Origin of the sequence: Micrococcus sp. R8502A1 (assembly GCF_006704135.1) — a bacterium.
Lineage (GTDB): Bacteria > Actinomycetota > Actinomycetes > Actinomycetales > Micrococcaceae > Micrococcus > Micrococcus luteus.
In genome coordinates this window covers 1-17,288 of sequence record NZ_VIGS01000048.1, presented here as the reverse complement: position 1 = coordinate 17,288, position 17,288 = coordinate 1, and the positions used below count along the sequence as shown (strand labels likewise).

The window sequence follows — 17,288 nt, the reverse complement described above, 5'->3', positions numbered from 1 at the left end:
TTGTTTTTTTGTAAAGCGGACAGCGAAATCCGAGGTGTGGTCCCTTCTCGTGGGCTGGGGGTGGTGTAAAGGAGCCGGTTTTTGTTGGGGGAAGGGGGGGTTGTCGGCCCGTTTTCGTTCGGGAAACGGCGCCCGCCCCGCCAAGGGGCGCCGTTTCCCGAACGAAAGTGAGGGGTCAGAGGCTGGTGCCGATGATCATCGGCTCGGGGTGCAGGTCGACGCCGAAGCGTTCGCGCACGCCGTCGCGCACGGTGCGCGCGATCGTCAGGACGTCCTCGGTGCTCGCGTCGCCGCGGTTGGTCATGGCGAGGGTGTGCTTCGTGGACACCGACGCGCGGCCCCCGGCCAGGCCGGTGCCGTCGACTCCGCGGCCGTCCGGACCGCCCTCGCGGGGCCCGACCTCGGGCAGCCCGAAGCCCTTCGCGAAGCCCGCGCGATCGATCAGCCAGGCCGCCGAGAGCTTCACGAGCGGCGTCCCGTCCTCGGCCTCCCCGGCGGCGAACGCCGGGGCGCCCTCGGGCAGGGAGGCCCGCACGGACGCGGGCACGATCGGGTTCGTGAAGTAGCTGCCCGTGGACCACGTGTCCGGGTCCGCCGGGTCGGACACCATCCCCTTGGCGGCCCGCAGGGCCAGCACCTCGCGGCGGACCACCGCGAGCGGGGCATGGGCGCCCTCCTCGACGTCGAGCGCGGCCGCCAGCTGCCCGTAGCGGACCGGCGCCGTCGGCTCGGCGTCGGAGGAGGCGCGACGCAGCCGCAGGTCGATCGAGAGCACGATCCACCGGGGACTCGGCGCGCCGGTCTCCAGCATGGAGCGCTTGATCACGGAGTCGCGGTAGCCGAGGCGCAAATCCGCGGGCGTCAGCTCGACGACGTCCCCCGCCTCCCGGTCCCACGCGCGCAGGGCGACGAGCACCTGCGAGACGTCCGCACCGTACGCGCCGACGTTCTGCACGGGCGTCGCGCCGGCCGAGCCCGGGATGCCCGAGAGCGCCTCGATCCCGCCGAGCCCGTGCGCCACGGTCCATGCGACGACGTCGTCCCACGGATGGCCCGCCGCGACCCGCACGACGACGGCCTCCCCCTCGTGGCCCGCGAGCCGGGCCCCGTCGCCGACGGGCGGCGCCTCACCCTCGCCGGGCACCGGCCCGTCCAGCACCCCGATGCCCTCGAAGGCCAGCCGCACGACGGTGCCGGGGAAGCCGGAGTCCGCCATGAGGGTGTTGGAACCGCCGCCGAGGACGAACAGGGGCTCGCCCGCCGCGTCGGCGGCGCGCACGGCCTCGATCGCCTCAGCCTCGGTGCGCGCGGTGACCCACGCGCGCGCAGGCCCGCCGACGCGGGTGGTGGTGTGGTCCGCCAGCCGCTCGCTCACGCGCTCTCCCCCGCGGGGTCGGCCAGACGGACCACGGCCTGCGCCTTGGTCAGCACGCGCGGCTTCGCCGCGTCCGGGTTGGTGACGTTCAGGTCGATCCGCACGGTCCCGGCGGCCTCGTCCACGGCGCCGACCGTGCCGACGACCTCGAGCGTGGCGCCGGGGACGGGCGCGCCGTCGTCGTCCGTGCGGACCGTGGTGTCCGCGACGGGCACCATGCCGGTGAAGCGGGTCTGGTAGTCGACGACGGCGCCCGGGTCGCCCGCCCAGTCCGAGACGAGCTGCACGGCCGCGCCCATGGTGAGCATCCCGTGGGCGATGACGCCGGGCAGGCCGACGTGCTCGGCGAACGTCGGGGACCAGTGGATCGGGTTGCGGTCGCCGGAGGCACCCGCGTAGGCGACGAGGTCGGCGCGGGTGAACGTGACGGTGCGCGTGCCGACCACCTCGCCCCGGGCGAGGTCGGACAGGCGGGGGGCGGTGCTCATCAGGACTCCTCTCCCCGGACCAGCAGGGTGGACATGACGGTGGAGACGGCCGCGCCGTCCAGATCCGCGATCTCGGTGACGGTGGTGACCATGCGGTTGCCGCCGAGGGCCTTCACGGCCTCGACCCGCACGGTCGCCACGACCTCGTCCCCGGCCACCAGCGGGCGGTGGTGGACGAAGCGCTCGTCCGCGTGGACCACGCGCGAGAAGTCGATGCCCAGCTCGGGATCGGCGACGACGGCGGCCTCGGCGCGCTGGGCGATGACGACGGCGAAGGTCGGGGGGGCGACCAGGTCGGCGTACCCCAGGGCCCGGGCGGCCGCGACGTCGTGGTGCGCGGGATGCTGGGCCTGCACGGCCTCGGCGAAGGCGCGGACCGCCTCCCGGCCGACCTGGAAGGGGGGCGCGGGCGGATAGCTCCGCCCGGCGACGTCGGGGTTCACGCTCAACTCGGGCCTCCTGCGGGACGGTTCTCGGCTGCCGTCCAGCCTAACGGCCGGGGCGCCGCTCCCCCTGCCGGCGGGCGGCCTGGCGGAAGCGCACGAGCTGGGCGGACAGGTGCACGGCGACGCCCGCGCCGAGCACGCCCAGGGCCGCCCCGGAGACGGCGAGGCGCCCGCTGGTGCCGCCGACGACGGCCAGCACGATGCCGACGAGGAACAGCGCGGAGCCGGTCAGCACGAGGGTCCGGTACAGCCGGGAGCCGTGCTCCCACGGGGAGACGAAGCCGCGGGGCGCGGTGGTGCCGCGGGCGGGCTGGCGGGCGGGGCGACGCGTGGACATGCCCGCCAGGCTACCGGGGCGACGGACGGGCCCCGGAACGCGAAAGGACCCGGCCCCTCCGAGGAGGTGACCGGGTCCGTCCGATTCCGTAGCGGCGGGGGGACTCGATCCCCCGACCTCACGATTATGAGTCGTGCGCTCTAACCAGCTGAGCTACGCCGCCACGACACGAGAACGCCCGCACTCACGGTTTTCACGCCGCGAGGGCGGGCTCTCATGTCAGAGCCCCGACCGGGAATCGATCCCGGGACCTCCATCTTACCAAGATGGCGCTCTACCACTGAGCTATCGGGGCAACGAGGTGAGACTCTACCAGGGCCCCGGGGCCGATGCAAAATCGGCCCCGGTCACGGCCTCCGGCGGGGTCGGCACCCCGGCCGGATCAGCGGCGGGCGCCCCGATCCGAGCGCTCCTGGGCGCCCCAGCGGGGCTTGCGGCCGCCGGGGCGTCCCCCGCGGTCGCCGCGGAAGCCGCGGTCGTCCCGGTCCTTGCGGAAGCCGCCACGATCCTCGCGGGAGCCGCGGTCGTCCCGGTCCTTGCGGTACCCGCCGCGCTGGCCGCCGTCGCGGTCCCCGCGGAAGCCTCCGCGCTCGCCGCGGTCCTTGCGGAAGCCGCCGCGGCGCTCACCGCGGTCCTCGCCGTCGCGCTCGGCGCGGGTCGGGCGGCCGGTGTCCTTGCGCAGGCCGAGGCGACGGCCGTTGATCTCGGCGTTGGCCGCGGCCTCGAGCTGGGCCGAGGTCAGGTCTGCCGGCAGCTCGACGAGCGAGTGGTTGCCACGCAGGTCGATCGCGCCGATGGCCGAGGCGGGCAGGCCCACCTCGTTCGCCAGCGCGCCCACGATGTTGCCCGGCCGCACACGGTCCTGGTGGCCGACGGCGATCCAGTACGTCGCGTTGCCGGCCGCGGGCTCCCGGGCCGGGCCACGCGAGCCGCGGCCGTCGCTCGCGCCGCGCTCACGGCCGCCGTCGCGCCCACCCTCGCGACCGCCGTCGCGGTCCTTGCGGCCCCGGCCGCCGCCGGACGGGATCTCCTGTTCGCGGGCCAGCAGCGGGCGGCCGCCCTGGGCCATCATGCCCAGCGCGGCGGCCACACGCGCCGGCTCGACCTCGTGCTCGTCGACGTACGCGGCGACGATCTCACCGAACACCGCCAGCTCCTCCTCCGAGGCGCGCTCGAGGGTGCGGGTGATGCCGTCGGCGAAGCGGCGCTTGCGGGCCGCGTTGACGTCGGCGACGGAGGGCACGGCCATCTCCTCGACCTGCTGGCGGGTGGTCCGCTCGATCTGCTTGAGCAGGAAGCGCTCGCGCGGGGTCATGAAGAGCACGGCGTCGCCCTGCCGGCCGGCGCGGCCGGTGCGGCCGATGCGGTGCACGTAGGACTCCGCGTCCTGCGGGATGTCGTAGTTGACCACGAGCGAGATGCGCTCGACGTCGAGGCCGCGGGCGGCGACGTCGGTGGCTACGAGGATGTCCACGCGGCCGGCCTTCAGGTCCTCCACGGTCTTCTCGCGCTGCTTCTGGGCGACGTCGCCGGAGATGGCCACGGCCTTGAACCCGGCGCGCGTGAGCTTCTGGGCGAGCTCCTCGGTACCGGCACGGGTGCGCACGAAGGCGATGACGCCGTCGTGCTCCTCGGTCTCGAGGATCCGGCTCAGGGCCTCGAACTTCCACTGGTGGCCCACCTGCAGGTAGCGCTGGCGGATGGTGGCCGACGTCGTCGACTGACGGGCGACGGCCACCTCCTCCGGCGCGTTCAGGTACTGGGCGGAGATGCGGCGGATGGCCGGGGGCATGGTGGCGGAGAACAGCGCGGTCTGCTTCGTGTCCGGGGTGGAGGCGAGGATGCGGTCCACCTCCTCCGCGAAGCCCATGCGCAGCATCTCGTCCGCCTCGTCCAGCACGAGGGTCTGCAGGTCGGACAGGTCCAGCGAGCCGCGCTCGAGGTGGTCGATCACGCGGCCCGGCGTGCCGACGACGACCTGCGCGCCCCGGCGCAGTCCGGCCAGCTGCGGTCCGTAGGGGGAGCCGCCGTACACGGCGAGCACGGAGACGTCGTCGAGGTGCTTGGCGTAGCTGTCGAAGGCGTCGGCCACCTGGAGGGCGAGCTCGCGGGTCGGGGCGAGGACGAGCACCTGCGGGGTGTCCGCGCGCCCGTTCACGTCCGTGGTCTCGGCGAGTCGGGACAGCGCCGGCAGCGCGAACGCGCCGGTCTTGCCGGTGCCGGTCTGGGCCAGGCCCACGACGTCGCGGCCGTCCAGCAGCAGCGGGATGGTCGCCTCCTGGATCGGCGAGGGGTGGGTGTAGCCCAGGTCCTCGACGGCGGCCAGCACGCGGGCGTCCAGGCCGAGGTCCAGGAAGGTGGGGCCGGCGGGCTCGGCCGGAGTCTCGGGAACAGCGGGCTCGGCGGCGTCGACCTGCGGGACGGTCCCGGTGGCCTCCTGCTCCGCCTCGGCGAGCTCGGGGGCGACCTCGGCGGTGGTCTGGGGATCGAGGATGTCGGACATGGGTCCTCCTGTGGGGATGCGCGGGCGCACGCCGGAGGACGTCGGTCGCGGGTCGACGTCGTGGGGCGCAGGGGCCAGCTGGGTCAGATGATTCCGTCCACCCGGCAGCCCCCGAGGGCCACGACGTTCGTGACCCGCACACACATCTGCACAGACATCTGCAGTCCGGCGTGGCACACGCGTCCACGCTCATTCATCACAGGGGGAGAGACCGGATCCGGTCCGCCCAGTCTACGCCACCGGATCCCGGGCCGGGCTGTGCCCTCGGACACCCCGGCCGCGCACCGGCCGGGGCGATAGGCTCGGCAGGTGCCCCAGAACAGCGAAGACCGCCCCCTCGCCCGCGGGCTCGGCCGGGCCGCCGGCCGTGCCGCCCAGTCCTTCCGGGAGAATCAGCGGGCCGACGACGCACGGCTGCGCGCCGAGCGCGCCCGCCTCACCGCCGAGGACGAGGAGCGCCTGGAACGGCGCCGCGCGGACCGCGAGCGCGACCTGGTCGCGCGGGACGCGGCCGAGTCCGATGCCGGCCTCGTCCACCCGCTCCTGAAGGTCGCGCGCCTCTACTGGCTCGCGGTCACCGTGGTGCTGGTCGGCATCGCGGGCGCGTTCCTCTGGAACGGGGCCCGCGCACAGGACAGCGGCGAGCCCGTCATCGATCCGCTCACCGGCATGGAGTCGGTGGGCGTGCTGGGCGGCGCGACGGGGCAGTTCACGATGGGCACCGCCGTCGCCCTGCTGGCCGCGGCGTCCCTGTGGGGCTGGATCGGTCTGCTGCGCCGCCGTCGTTCGGCGATCGGGACCCTGACGTTCATCGCCGTCCTGCTGGCCGCCCCCGCGTTCCTGCGGGCCAACGGCCTGCTGATCATCCTCGCCGTCGTGATGCTCCTGGGCGCCGCGCTCGTCTGGCTGCCGCCCGTGCGCTCGCGCGTGCGGCGCTGAGCCCGCGCGTCCCGCCCCCGCCGCCGGGCGGCGGCGCCGCTCAGTCCTCCACGGGACGGGCGGAGGCGACGACGGGCCGGGCCGTGGCGAGGTCGTACTCCATGACCTGACGGCCGCCGATCCACACGCGCAGGGCCCGCTGCATGACATCGAGCGGGTCGCCGGACCAGAGCACCAGGTCGGCATCCTTGCCCACCTCGAGGGAGCCGATGCGGTCGTCCAGCCCGAGCACGCGCGCGGGATGCAGGGTGATGGCGCGCAGGGCGGTCTCCCGGTCCAGGCCCTCCTTCACCGACAGCGCCGCCTGGTAGACGAGGAAGTCGATGGGCACCACCGGGTGGTCGGTGATGATGCTGATCTCGACGCCGGCCCGCGCCAGACGGCCCGGGTTGCGCATCGAGCGGCCCCGCAGCTCCGGCTTGGACTTGGTGGTGAACAGCGGGCCGATCAGCACCGGCACGCCGCGGGCCGCGAGCTGGTCGGCCAGCGGGTGCGCCTCGGTGCCGTGGTCCAGGACGAGGTCGTAGCCGAACTCGTCGGCCAGGCGCAGGGCGGTGGCGACGTCGTCGGTGCGGTGGCAGTGCTGGCGCCAGGGGATCGTGCGCTCCAGGACGAGGGCGAGGGCGTCGAGGTGGGGGTCGCGGGTGAAGGGCTTGTCCTCGCGCTCGGCCTCCGCGCGGCGGGCCATGTAGCCCTGCGCCCGCAGGAACGCCTCGCGGATCACGAGGGCGGTGCCCAGCCGCGTGGACGGGGTGCGGCCCTTCTCCTTGTAGACGTTCTTGGGGTTCTCGCCGAGGGCGGACTTCACGCCCGAGGGACTGCGCAGCACCATCTCGTCCACGGTGCGTCCGTGGGTGTGCAGCGCCACCGCCTGGCCGCCGATCGGGTTGCCCGAGCCGGGGTTCACGTTCACGGTGGTCACCCCGCCGGCCAGGGCGTCCTTCCAGCCCGGCTCGTTCGGGTCGACGGCGTCGATCGCCCGCACCCCGGCCATCACCGGGTCCGTCATCTCGTTGACGTCCGCGGTCGCACCGACCTCGCCCTCGGCGTGCATGCCGAGGTGGACGTGGGCGTCCACGAAGCCGGGCAGCAGCCAGCGCCCCTCGCAGTCCACCACCTCGGCGCCGTCGGGCGCCTCGACGTCGGGGCCGAGCGCGGTGATGCGGCCGTCCTCGACGAGCAGGGTGCCGTCGAACGGCTCGGCGGCGACGGGGACGACATGGGCGTTGACGAAGGCGGTGAGGGTCATGCCCGTCACACTACGCCGCCGGGTGCTCCCCACCCGTGCGCTAGACCTCTGGCGGACGTCGGCGGGTCAGAGGCTGCCCAGAGCCCGCTCCAGGTCCGCCACGAGGTCCTCGGCGTCCTCGATGCCCACCGACAGGCGCAGCAGGTCGTCCGGCACGGCCAGCTCGGTGCCGGCCACGGAGGCGTGGGTCATCTCCGCCGGGTAGTTCATCAGCGACTCGATGCCGCCCAGGGACTCGGCGAGCTGGAACAGGCGGGTCGACTCGGCCACGCGGCGGGCCGCCGCGGCGCCGCCGGACAGGCGCAGCGAGACCATGCCGCCGAAACCGCGCATCTGGCGCTGCGCGAGGTCATGGCCGGGGTGGTCCGGCAGCCCCGGGTAGAGCACCTGGGAGACCTCGGCGCGGCCGGTGAGCCACTCGGCGACGGCCTGGGCGTTGGCCTGGTGGCGGTCCATGCGCACCCCGAGCGTCTTGAGGCCGCGCGTGGTCAGGTACGCGTCCATGGGCCCGTTCACGGCCCCCGCCGCGAACTGCTGGAACTTCACCTGTTCGGCGAGTGCGGCGTCCGGGATCACGAGCGCCCCGCCGATCACGTCCGAGTGGCCGCCGATGTACTTCGTGGTGGAGTGCACCACCACGTCCGCGCCGAGGGCGATCGGGGACTGCAGGTACGGCGTCGCGAAGGTGTTGTCCACCACGAGCAGGGCGCCGTGCGCGTGGGCCGCCTCGGCGACCGCGGCGACGTCGGAGATCTTCATCATCGGGTTCGACGGGGTCTCCAGCCACACCATGACCGGTCCCGTGGCGGCGGCGCGCTCGACGGCGGCGGCGACCTGCTCGGCGTCCCCCATGTCCACGACGACGTGCTCCACGCCCCACGGGGCGAGCACGCGGGAGATGAGGCGGTAGGAGCCGCCGTACACGTCGTTGCCGAGCACGATCGTCATGCCCGGCCGGCCCGCGCCCATGATCAGCGCGGTCTCCGCGGCCAGGCCGGAGGCGAACGTGAGGCCGGTGGCCCGGGGGGCGCCGGACTCGTCGACGCCGGCCTCGAGCGCGGCCAGCTGCTCCTGCAGCGCGTCCCGGGTGGGGTTGGTGCCGCGGCCGTAGTCGTAGCCGCGCCGCAGCTCGCCGACGGCCGTGGGCGCGTAGGTGCTCGAGAGGTGGATCGGCGGGACGACGGCGCCGAACACCTCGTCCAGGTGCTGGCCCGCGTGCACGGCGCGCGTGCCGAAGCCTCCCCCCTGGGGGTGGGCGGCGGCGTCTTCGGCGCCGGTGTCGGGGGTGGTGGCGTGCGGGTCCTCGTGGACGTTCTGCTCGGTCATCTCGGGAGCCTCCTCGGAGAGATCGGGTCGGGTGGGGCGGGCGCGGCCGGTGCGGCCGGCCTCAGGCGGTGACGTGGGCGAGGACGTCGTGCAGGGTGACGACGCCCTGGACGCGGCCGGCCTCGAGCACCAGCAGCACGGGGTCCTGGGCGAGGCGCCGGGCCACGGCGCGCAGCGGGGTGCGCGCCCCCAGGCAGGGCAGCACGGGGCCCATGACGTCGGCCACGGGGGTCTGCGCGGTGGCCCGCCCCTCAGCGAGGGCGTCCGCGAGCGCGGCGGAGGAGACGGTGCCGCGGACCTCGCCGATCCGCAGGTCGTGCCGGGGCTCGAGGATCACGGGCAGGGCGTCGACGCCGTACCGGTTCATGGTCGCCACGGCGTCCGCCACCGAGGTGGTCGGGGCCGCGGTGACGAGGGTGGGCACGGAGCCCGGGAACAGGTCGGCCTTCTCGGTCAGCAGCTCCCCCGCCGTCGCGGACCAGCGGTCGGCCTCGGCGGGGGCGCCCGCGCGGGTCGCCGGCTCGGCGTCGGCGTGCTCGAGCACCTCGACGGGCGTGCCGGCCCCGCCGGCGGCCCCCGTGGCGCCGTCGTCGTCCATCTGCGGGACCGCCGAGCGGGTGCGCCCGCGCGCCCACGCCGGCAGCACGGTCTCGCGGACGTCGTAGTCGAAGCCGCGCTCGTCCATCCACGGGTCGTTGAAGATCTTGGCGAGGTAGCCGCGGCCCGAGTCGGGCAGCACGATCACCATGACGTCCTCCGGGCCGAGCTCGCGGGCGGCGCGCAGGCCGGCGACGACGGCCAGACCGGAGGAGCCGCCCACGAGCAGGCCCTCCTCGGCGGCGAGGCGGCGGGTCATGGCCAGGGCCTCGGCGTCCTCGACGGCGATGACCTCGTCCGGGACCGCGGGGTCGTAGTTGTCCACCCACATGTCCTCGCCGACACCCTCGACGAAGTAGGGCCGGCCGGCGCCGCCGGAGTACACCGAGCCGCTGGGGTCCGCGCCGATCACGCGGACCGGACCGGACGGGCGGTCCGCCGAGACCTCCTTGAGGTAGCGGCCGGTGCCCGTGATGGTGCCGCCCGTGCCGGCGCCCATCACGACGTGGGTGACGCGGCCGGCCGTGTCCTCCCAGATCTCGGGGCCGGTGGTCTCGTAGTGGGAGGCCGGGGCGGCGGGGTTGAAGAACTGGTTGGGCTGATAGGCCCCGGGGATCTCCCGCACGAGGCGGTCGGCGACCCCGTAGTAGGACTCCTCGGACGTCGGGTCCACGGCGGTGGGCGTGACGACGAGCTCGGCGCCGTACGCGCTGAGCACGTCCCGCTTCTCCTGACCCACCTTGTCCGGGGTGACGAACACGGTGCGGTAGCCCTTGAGCTGCGAGACCAGGGCCAGCCCCACGCCCGTGTTGCCCGAGGTGGGCTCCACGACGGTGCCGCCCGGGCCGAGCAGGCCCTCGCGCTCGGCCTCCTCGATCATCTTCAGCGCGATGCGGTCCTTCACGGAGCCGCCGGGGTTCAGGTACTCGACCTTCACCAGGACGGTGGCCTCGATGCCCTCCGTCACGGAGTGCAGCTTCACGAGCGGGGTGTGCCCGATCAGCTCGAGGACGTTCTCGGCGTACTGCATGGGCTGCGCAGGGGTGGGCGCGGGGGTCTTTTCACTCACGCACCCCACGCTACGCCAGGGGCCGGACGCCGAAGGAGGGCTCCGGACACGCGGGGCAACGCCCGGCGTGCGCGCCGTCACGGCCGACGTCGTCCTGTCCGGGCCCGGGTGTACGGTGCGGGCATGACCGCCCCGGACGCCGAGCGCCGCGTGCGCGTGCCCGTCCCCGTGGACGTCGCGCTCACCCTGCGCCCCCTGCAGCGCGGTGCGGCCGACCCCACGGTCCGCGCCACACCGCAGGGCGTCTGGCTCACTCTGCGCTCCCCCGCCCCGGACGTGGCGTCGGGCGGCCCGGGCCGGCCGACGTCGTTGCTGGTCTCCGGCGTCCGGGAGGCCGCAGGGGGCGGCACCGCGGTGACGGCCCGCGCGTGGGGCGCGGGCGCGAGCGCCGCCGTCGCCGGCGTGGAACGCCTGCTCGGCCTGCACGACGACGGCTGGGACGCCTTCGACGCCCTGCTGCGGCCGGACTCCGGCGCGCCCGCGCTGCCGCCGCACGTGCGCGAGGCGCGGCGGATGCGGGCCGGGCTGCGGCTGCCAGCGGCGGGCGCGCTGTCCCGGCAGCTGCTCACCGCCGTGCTCGAGCAGAAGGTCACCCACGACCAGGCGCGGCACGGCTGGCGCACCCTCGTGCGGCTGGCCGCCCGGATCGACGACGACGGGCCCGCCCCCGGCCCGGTGCCGCCGGGGATGCTGCCGCCGCCGACCCCGGCCGCCGTCCTGCGGATCCCCTCGTGGGACTGGCATGCGCGGGCCTGGGTGCAGCCCTCCCAGTCGCGGACCATGCTGGAGGTCGCCCGGCGGGCCGCGAGCATCGACCGGCTCGGCGACGCGGTCGCCCCCGGGGACACGGCCGGGGTGGCCGCGCTGGCCCGGCGCCTGGAGTCGGTGCCCGGGATCGGGCCGTGGACCACGGCCGAGGCGCTGCAGCGCAGCCACGGGGCGGCGGACCTCGTCTCCGTGGGCGACTACCACCTGGCGCAGTACGTGGGGCAGGTCCTCACGGGACGCCGGACCGACGACGCCGGGATGCTCCGCCTGCTCGCGCCATGGGCCGGGCACCGGCAGCGGGTGGTGCGGATGATCGGGCTCTCCGGAGAGCGCAAGCAGGCGTTCGGGCCCAAGCTCGCCCCGGCCGACCACCGCGCCCACTGACGCGACGCCGGGCCGGCCGAGGCCGTGCCGGCGCGTCCGCGCGACCCCTCCGCTCCTGCACAGGCCGCTGCTCCCGGCGTGTCCTCCCCAGCCCCGGCCGGGTCCGGCCGGCCGCCCGCCCCGGGTTCCTAGCGTGGGCGATGCCGCTCCGACCGGTGCGGCGCCGCCGGGACCCTGATGAGTCCCCACCCGGGAGGAGACCGCCATGACCACCGCCTTCGAGCCCCGCCCGCACACCGCCGCCGCCCCGCGCGAACCCGACCCGCACGGCCCCGGCACGCCCGGCTCCCTGCGTCCGGGCGAGCGCGGCTCCGTGCTCATCGTGACCCGCCACCCCGACCCGGACGAGGCCATGCGGCACGCGATGGCCTGGATCACCGCCTTCGAGGAGGACTGCGGCCTCGTGCTGGACACGGACGAGACCGCGCTCTACGCCGTCGGCCGAGCGGGCGACCTGGGTGAAGCCCTGCGTCGCGGCCCCCTGGTCCACGAGGACGGCAGCCCCGCCGACACCTCCGCGTTCGTGGACGCGGTGCTCGCGGACGGCACGTGGCGCCTGCGCGACGCCGACCCGCGGGCGTGGTCGACCACGTACCGTGCCACGATCCTGGGCGCCGCCCCCGAGGCGGTCTGCACCATCTGGGACGTGTTCCCGCTGCCCGCCGCCTGAGGGTGACGGTCGTCGTCAGCCCGCACCCTGGGCGTGGGCCTGGGCCTGGGCCTGGACGACCTTCGCGCCCTCTTCGCGCAGCTCGACCTTGCGGACCTTGCCGGAGACGGTCATGGGGAAGGCGTCGAGCACGCGGACGTAGGCCGGGATCTTGAAGTGCGCGATCCGGCCCGTGGCGAACTCGCGGACGGCGTCCACGGTGAGCGGCTCGACGCCGTCCTTCATGATCACGCAGGCCATGAGCTGCTCGCCGTACTTCTCGTCCGGCACGCCCACCACCTGGACGTCCTGGATGTCCGGGTGGGTGTAGAGGAACTCCTCCACCTCGCGCGGGGAGATGTTCTCGCCGCCGCGGATCACGAGGTCCTTGATGCGGCCCTCGATGCGCACGGAGCCGTCCTCGTCCATGGAGGCGAGGTCGCCGGAGTGCATCCAGCCGTCGGCGTCCAGCACCTCGGCGGTCTTCTCGGGGGCGTCCCAGTAGCCGAGCATCACGGAGTAGCCGCGGGTGCACAGCTCGCCCGTGGCCCCGCGCGGGACGACCTCACCGGTGGCGGGGTCCACGATCTTCGTCTCCACGTGGGGCATGGTGCGGCCGACGGTCTGGGTGCGCACCTCCAGGGAGTCGTCGCGGCGGGTCATGGTGGACACGGGCGCGGTCTCCGTCATGCCGTAGCAGATGGCGACCTCGGACATGTGGAACCGGTCGATGACCTTCTTCATCACCTCGACGGGGCACGTGGAGCCGGCCATCACGCCGGTGCGCAGCGTCGTCAGGTCCAGCTCGTCCGCCTCGGGCCGGGCGAGCATGGCGATGAACATCGCCGGCACGCCGTACAGGCTCGTCGCGCCGGTGGCGGCCACGGCCCGCAGCGCCGAGACCGGCTCGAAGCTGCGCGCCGGGATGACGGCGAGCGAGCCATGGGAGACGGTGGCGATCACGCCGATCACCATGCCGAAGCAGTGGAAGAACGGCACCGGGATCACCACGGTGTCCTCCTCCGTGTAGCCCAGCAGCTCGCCGATGTGGAAGCCGTTGTTCAGCACGTTGCGATGCGTCAGCGTGACGCCCTTGGGGAAGCCGGTGGTGCCCGAGGTGTACTGCAGGTTCACGGGGTCCGCCGGCCGGGTGGCGGCCTCGCGCGCGGCCAGGTCCTCGTCCGAGACCCGCGCGGCCCCGGCCAGGAAGGCGGCCCACGTGCCCTCGGCCACGGGATCGGCGGCGTGCCGGCCGGCCACGTCACCGTCCTGCACGTGGGCGTAGGCGTCCTCGCCGCTCCCGGCCGGCAGCATGATCAGCTGCCGCAGGTGCGGCGCCGACTCACGGGCCACGGCCCGCGCGGTGGCGGGCGGGTCCATGCGTGCGTCCGCGCAGGCCACCACCAGCCCGCGCATGTCGCACTGCTCGACCACGTACGTCAGCTCGTGGGCGCGGTACGCCGGGTTGAGGTTCACGAGGATGACGCCGGCGCGTGCCGCGCCGTAGAGCAGCGAGACCCACTCGGCGACGTTGGGGCTCCACATCCCGATCCGGTCCCCCGCCTCGTAGCCCGCAGCCATGAGCGCCTTGGCCACCGTCACGGACTCCTCCCGCAGCTGCCCGTAGGTCCAGGTGCGTCCGGTGGCAGGGTCCCCGTCCGGTCCACACTTCAGGAGGGCAGCGCGGTCGGCGAACCGGCGGGCGGTGTCGTCGAGGTTCTGGGCCAGGGTCTGCTCGAGCAGCTCGACGTCGGTCGGTCCCTGGGTGAAGGACTCGGGGGCGGTGGACTCGGTCATCGGGCGCTCCTCGCGGACGGTCGGGCGACGCCGCACGGCGTCACGATGCACGGCCGTGCCGCCGCCGGACCGCGGAGGGCATCGGGTGTGACACGGACCACAGGCAGGCTACGTCGCCTGGCGGGAGGCCGCCACCTCCCGGGGCGGGGACGCGGGGTGTGCCACGGCCCCGGACGGCAGAAGACCCCGGGACCGTACGGTCCCGGGGTCTTCGTTCCGGTGGCAGATACTGGATTCGAACCAGTGAAGGCAGTGCCAGCTGATTTACAGTCAGCCCCCTTTGGCCGCTCGGGAAATCTGCCGTGCCACCCGGCGGCTGCCGGACGTCTCGAGGACGACCGCACCGGTCGGGCGAGAGTCCACTGTACAGCATCTCCGCGCCACGCCGCCAATCGGCCCGGGACCGCGTCCGTCGTCCCCGGTAGGCTGGCCCGCAGAGCGCTCCGCGCGGCCCCGCAGTGGCCGTCGACGACGGGCGCGCCCCGTCCGCAGACCCTGAAGGAGAGCACCCGTGGCCAGCGATTCCACGTTCGACGTCGTCAGCAAGGTGGACAGCCAGGAGGTGTCCAACGCCCTGAACCAGGCGCAGAAGGAGATCGCCCAGCGCTACGACTTCAAGGGCGTCGGCGCCGAGATCGACTTCTCCGGCGAGAAGATCCTCATGAAGGCCTCCTCCGAGGAGCGCGTCAAGGCCGTCAAGGACGTGTTCGAGTCCAAGCTCGTCAAGCGCGGCATCTCCCTCAAGTCCCTCGACGCCGGCGCCCCGTTCGCCTCCGGCAAGGAGTACCGCATCGAGGCGACCATGAAGGAGGGCATCGACCAGCCCACCGCGAAGAAGATCACCAAGCTGATCCGCGACGAGGGCCCCAAGTCCGTCAAGGCCCAGATCCAGGGGGACGAGCTGCGCGTGTCCTCCAAGTCCCGCGACGACCTGCAGTCGGTCATCGCGATGCTCAAGGACTTCGAGGACGCGGACCTGCAGTTCGTGAACTTCCGCTGATCCGCACGCCGTCTCCCCTCCGAGCCCACCAGGAGTCCCCATGCTGTACCTGATCGACCCTCGCGGGGCCGTGTGGTCCGCCGACACCACGATCGGCCGGGCGCGGGCCCGGGCCCGCGTGGACGGCCGCCCGGTCGACGACCTGAAGTTCACCAAGGCCGCCATGCTCCTGACCTTCGAGGACCATGTGGACCTCGCGCTGCGTCACGGCATCGCCGCCCCGCGCGGCCTCCTCCTCGACCACGGGTTCGTGGCCCAGGTGCTCGCCCCCGCGAACCTGAAGGCCCAGCGCGCCAACCAGGACGCGATCGCCGAGCAGCTCGCGGTGGTGGAGCGTCGCACGGAGGACGTCGGATCGCTGCGCTCCCACCGGCACGCGGCCGCCTACGAGGGCGCGGACCAGGATCTGGAGCGCCGCATCAAGAAGGCGGAGGAGGCGGCCCGCGAGACGCTCCAGGCGGCCCCGGACGAGGACCTCGTCCGCCACTGGACGCGCCTGGGCGGCGCGGTGCCGGCCACGCTCCAGGCCGACCGCGACCGCTGACCCGCCGGCCGCCGTCGTCGTGGTGGCTCCCGTGGACGGCGGCTCAGGCTGCCGCGAGCCAGACGTTTCGGCGGTTTCGCGGCCCGATCTGCAGCAGAATCATCTGGCTCACGGGCAGAAACGTCTGGCTCGGCGCTCCTCGGCGGTCGCGGGCTCGCAGCCTCCCGCCACGGAACCCCGCGCCCGCTCAGGGTGTGGGGTTCCGCGCGTCGTAGCGCAGGAAGCCGGGCTCCCACCGCATCAGCGCGGTCACGCCGAGCATGCACAGCACACCGCCGGCCAGCAGGGTCGGCCCCTCCCCCAGGCCCACGGAGGCGCCGCCGGTGAGCAGCTCGCCCAGGCGCGGCCCGCCCGCCGCCACGACGACGAACACGCCCTGCAGCCGGCCGCGCAGGTGGTCCGGGGTCGCGGACTGCAGGATCGAGCCGCGGAAGACGCCGGAGAGCGAATCCGCGGCCCCGCCCACCGCCATGCACAGCGCGGCGAGGGCGAACGCGAGCGTGAGGCGGGGATCGCCGTCGGGCAGGGACTGCGCCCACCACACCACGCCGCCGAACGCGGCCACCGCCGCGCCCCACACGAGGATCGAGACGTACACGCCCCAGCCCTGCGCATGCAGGCGTGTGAACGGCGCGGAGAACAGCCCCGCGAGGAACGCGCCCGCCGCCATCGCGGCCAGCAGCACCCCGACGGCGGCCTCACCGCCGCCGAGCACCACGGCGCCGATGGCGGGCAGCAGGGCGCGCGGGAACGCCGTCGTCATGGCCACGATGTCCGCCAGGAAGGTCATCCGCAGGTTCGGTCGCGAGCCGAGGAAGCGCAGGCCCTCGACCACCGAGGCCAGGCCCCAGCGCGCCCCCGAGGCGGGCGCGGCCTCGCCCCGCTGCGGCGGCAGGGACGGCAGCCGCCACACGGCGTACAGGGCGGCGAGGAAGGTGACGACGTCGATCGAGTAGGTCCACGCGTAGCCGACCGCCGCCACGAGCACGCCGCCCAGCACGGGGCCGACCATCAGGGCCACGGAGAACGTCATCATGTTCAGCGCGTTCGCCGCCGGCACGAGCGGCAGGCCCACGAGCGCGGGGATGATCGCGCCGCGGGTGGGCTGGTTGATGCCGGACGCGCCGGAGTGCAGGGCCACGAGGGCGTACAGCACCGGCACCGACTCGAGCCCGGCCCAGGCCTGCGCGGCGATGCCGACCGTGGTCAGCCACATGACGGCCGACGAGGTCAGTGCGACGCGGCGGCGGTCGTGCCGGTCCGCGATCGCGCCGCCGTACAGGCCCGCGACCACGAGGGGCACGAGCGCGGCGAGGCCGAGCAGGCCCACCGCGAACGAGGAGCCGGTCAGGGCGAACACCTCGAGGGACACCGCCACGAGCGTGAGCTGCGTGCCCACGTACGCGAGCGTGTTGCCGAGCCACAGCCGCCGGTAGGCGGGTGAGACCCGCAGCGGGGTGATGTCGACGAGGAGGCGGGCCACCCCGGAAGCCTAGCGCCGGGGCGGCCAGGGCCCGCCCCGGATCAGACGGTCGGGACGGAGGCCCCGTCGCGGGAGATGCGGGTCATCTCCTCCCGGTCCACGACCTTCACCCGCTCCCGCGCCACCGGACCGGCCTCCGTGGCCCGCGCACCCAGGGACTTCTCATGGTCATCCAGAGCATGCCAACCGGCCCACGTCGTGTACGGCACCTCACGGGACTCGAGCAGCTCGATCACCGACTCCTCGGAGGGCTCCTGGGCCGTCCACAGCCCCGGCTCGTCCTCGATCAGATGCTTGATCGTCTCCAGGGAGTCACCCTTGGTGTGCCCGATCA

At 74.4% G+C, this 17,288-nt stretch carries 15 protein-coding genes, 3 tRNA genes and 1 pseudogene; 5 read left to right on the top strand and 14 right to left on the bottom strand.

The window, feature by feature from the left end:
- Positions 1-175: 175 nt before the first annotated feature.
- The 7 genes from FLM69_RS09010 to FLM69_RS08980 form a co-directional block, all read right to left on the bottom strand.
- Positions 176-1,375, bottom strand: a complete 1,200-nt coding sequence (locus tag FLM69_RS09010; protein WP_141843954.1) for a UDP-N-acetylmuramate dehydrogenase — start codon at positions 1,373-1,375, stop codon at positions 176-178.
- On the bottom strand, positions 1,372-1,863 hold the full coding sequence (locus FLM69_RS09005; protein ID WP_044659547.1) for a MaoC/PaaZ C-terminal domain-containing protein: 492 nt from the start codon (positions 1,861-1,863) through the stop codon (positions 1,372-1,374). The genes FLM69_RS09010 and FLM69_RS09005 overlap by 4 nt, the downstream gene beginning before the upstream one ends.
- The gene (locus FLM69_RS09000) at positions 1,863-2,312 is read right to left on the bottom strand and encodes a MaoC family dehydratase N-terminal domain-containing protein (RefSeq protein WP_069941245.1); all 450 of its coding nucleotides are present in this window, start codon (positions 2,310-2,312) and stop codon (positions 1,863-1,865) included. The genes FLM69_RS09005 and FLM69_RS09000 overlap by 1 nt, the downstream gene beginning before the upstream one ends.
- A gap of 40 nt (positions 2,313-2,352) precedes the next feature.
- Complete coding sequence (locus FLM69_RS08995) at positions 2,353-2,646, bottom strand: hypothetical protein (protein ID WP_069941246.1); 294 nt, start codon at positions 2,644-2,646, stop codon at positions 2,353-2,355.
- 89 nt (positions 2,647-2,735) lie between these two features.
- Positions 2,736-2,809: transfer RNA gene (locus tag FLM69_RS08990), tRNA-Met, on the bottom strand.
- A gap of 60 nt (positions 2,810-2,869) precedes the next feature.
- Positions 2,870-2,941, bottom strand: a tRNA-Thr gene (locus FLM69_RS08985).
- A gap of 87 nt (positions 2,942-3,028) precedes the next feature.
- Entirely contained in the window at positions 3,029-5,149 is a 2,121-nt protein-coding gene (locus FLM69_RS08980; protein ID WP_141843952.1) for a DEAD/DEAH box helicase, read from the bottom strand.
- A 309-nt stretch (positions 5,150-5,458) separates the two neighbouring features.
- Between FLM69_RS08980 and FLM69_RS08975 the strand changes: the two genes are divergently transcribed.
- Positions 5,459-6,088, top strand: a complete 630-nt coding sequence (locus FLM69_RS08975; protein WP_044659545.1) for a hypothetical protein — start codon at positions 5,459-5,461, stop codon at positions 6,086-6,088.
- Between the two features lie 40 nt (positions 6,089-6,128).
- On the opposite strand, the gene FLM69_RS08970 is transcribed toward FLM69_RS08975, so the two are convergent.
- From FLM69_RS08970 to FLM69_RS08960, 3 genes are all read right to left on the bottom strand, one after another.
- The gene (locus tag FLM69_RS08970) at positions 6,129-7,337 is read right to left on the bottom strand and encodes an amidohydrolase (protein ID WP_141843950.1); all 1,209 of its coding nucleotides are present in this window, start codon (positions 7,335-7,337) and stop codon (positions 6,129-6,131) included.
- Positions 7,338-7,403: 66 nt separating this feature from the next.
- On the bottom strand, positions 7,404-8,663 hold the full coding sequence (locus FLM69_RS08965; protein ID WP_082067610.1) for a cystathionine gamma-synthase: 1,260 nt from the start codon (positions 8,661-8,663) through the stop codon (positions 7,404-7,406).
- A gap of 61 nt (positions 8,664-8,724) precedes the next feature.
- Positions 8,725-10,290, bottom strand: a complete 1,566-nt coding sequence (locus tag FLM69_RS08960; protein ID WP_036317690.1) for a pyridoxal-phosphate dependent enzyme — start codon at positions 10,288-10,290, stop codon at positions 8,725-8,727.
- 162 nt (positions 10,291-10,452) lie between these two features.
- Between FLM69_RS08960 and FLM69_RS08955 the strand changes: the two genes are divergently transcribed.
- Together FLM69_RS08955 and FLM69_RS08945 are read left to right on the top strand one after the other, a co-directional pair.
- Positions 10,453-11,481, top strand: coding sequence for a DNA-3-methyladenine glycosylase (locus tag FLM69_RS08955; RefSeq protein ID WP_044659543.1), 1,029 nt, complete (start codon positions 10,453-10,455; stop codon positions 11,479-11,481).
- 205 nt (positions 11,482-11,686) lie between these two features.
- Positions 11,687-12,151, top strand: a complete 465-nt coding sequence (locus FLM69_RS08945) for a hypothetical protein (RefSeq protein ID WP_041103583.1) — start codon at positions 11,687-11,689, stop codon at positions 12,149-12,151.
- A gap of 15 nt (positions 12,152-12,166) precedes the next feature.
- Here the strand turns inward: FLM69_RS08945 and FLM69_RS08940 are convergent, their stop codons facing one another.
- Together FLM69_RS08940 and FLM69_RS08935 are read right to left on the bottom strand one after the other, a co-directional pair.
- Positions 12,167-13,927 (bottom strand): AMP-binding protein, encoded by a 1,761-nt coding sequence (locus tag FLM69_RS08940; RefSeq protein WP_141843948.1) that lies wholly within the window; start codon positions 13,925-13,927, stop codon positions 12,167-12,169.
- A gap of 220 nt (positions 13,928-14,147) precedes the next feature.
- Positions 14,148-14,229, bottom strand: a tRNA-Tyr gene (locus tag FLM69_RS08935).
- 209 nt (positions 14,230-14,438) lie between these two features.
- On the opposite strand from FLM69_RS08935, the gene FLM69_RS08930 reads away from it, so the two are divergent.
- Together FLM69_RS08930 and FLM69_RS08925 are read left to right on the top strand one after the other, a co-directional pair.
- Complete coding sequence (locus FLM69_RS08930) at positions 14,439-14,927, top strand: YajQ family cyclic di-GMP-binding protein (protein ID WP_002856881.1); 489 nt, start codon at positions 14,439-14,441, stop codon at positions 14,925-14,927.
- Positions 14,928-14,967: 40 nt separating this feature from the next.
- Entirely contained in the window at positions 14,968-15,471 is a 504-nt protein-coding gene (locus tag FLM69_RS08925) for a hypothetical protein (RefSeq protein WP_036317679.1), read from the top strand.
- Positions 15,472-15,658: 187 nt separating this feature from the next.
- Here FLM69_RS08925 and FLM69_RS08920 read toward each other — a convergent pair whose 3' ends face one another.
- Together FLM69_RS08920 and FLM69_RS08915 are read right to left on the bottom strand one after the other, a co-directional pair.
- Positions 15,659-16,954, bottom strand: coding sequence for an MFS transporter (locus FLM69_RS08920; RefSeq protein ID WP_049145128.1), 1,296 nt, complete (start codon positions 16,952-16,954; stop codon positions 15,659-15,661).
- A gap of 41 nt (positions 16,955-16,995) precedes the next feature.
- A pseudogene (locus FLM69_RS08915) lies at positions 16,996-17,288 on the bottom strand (pyridine nucleotide-disulfide oxidoreductase); the annotation flags it as partial.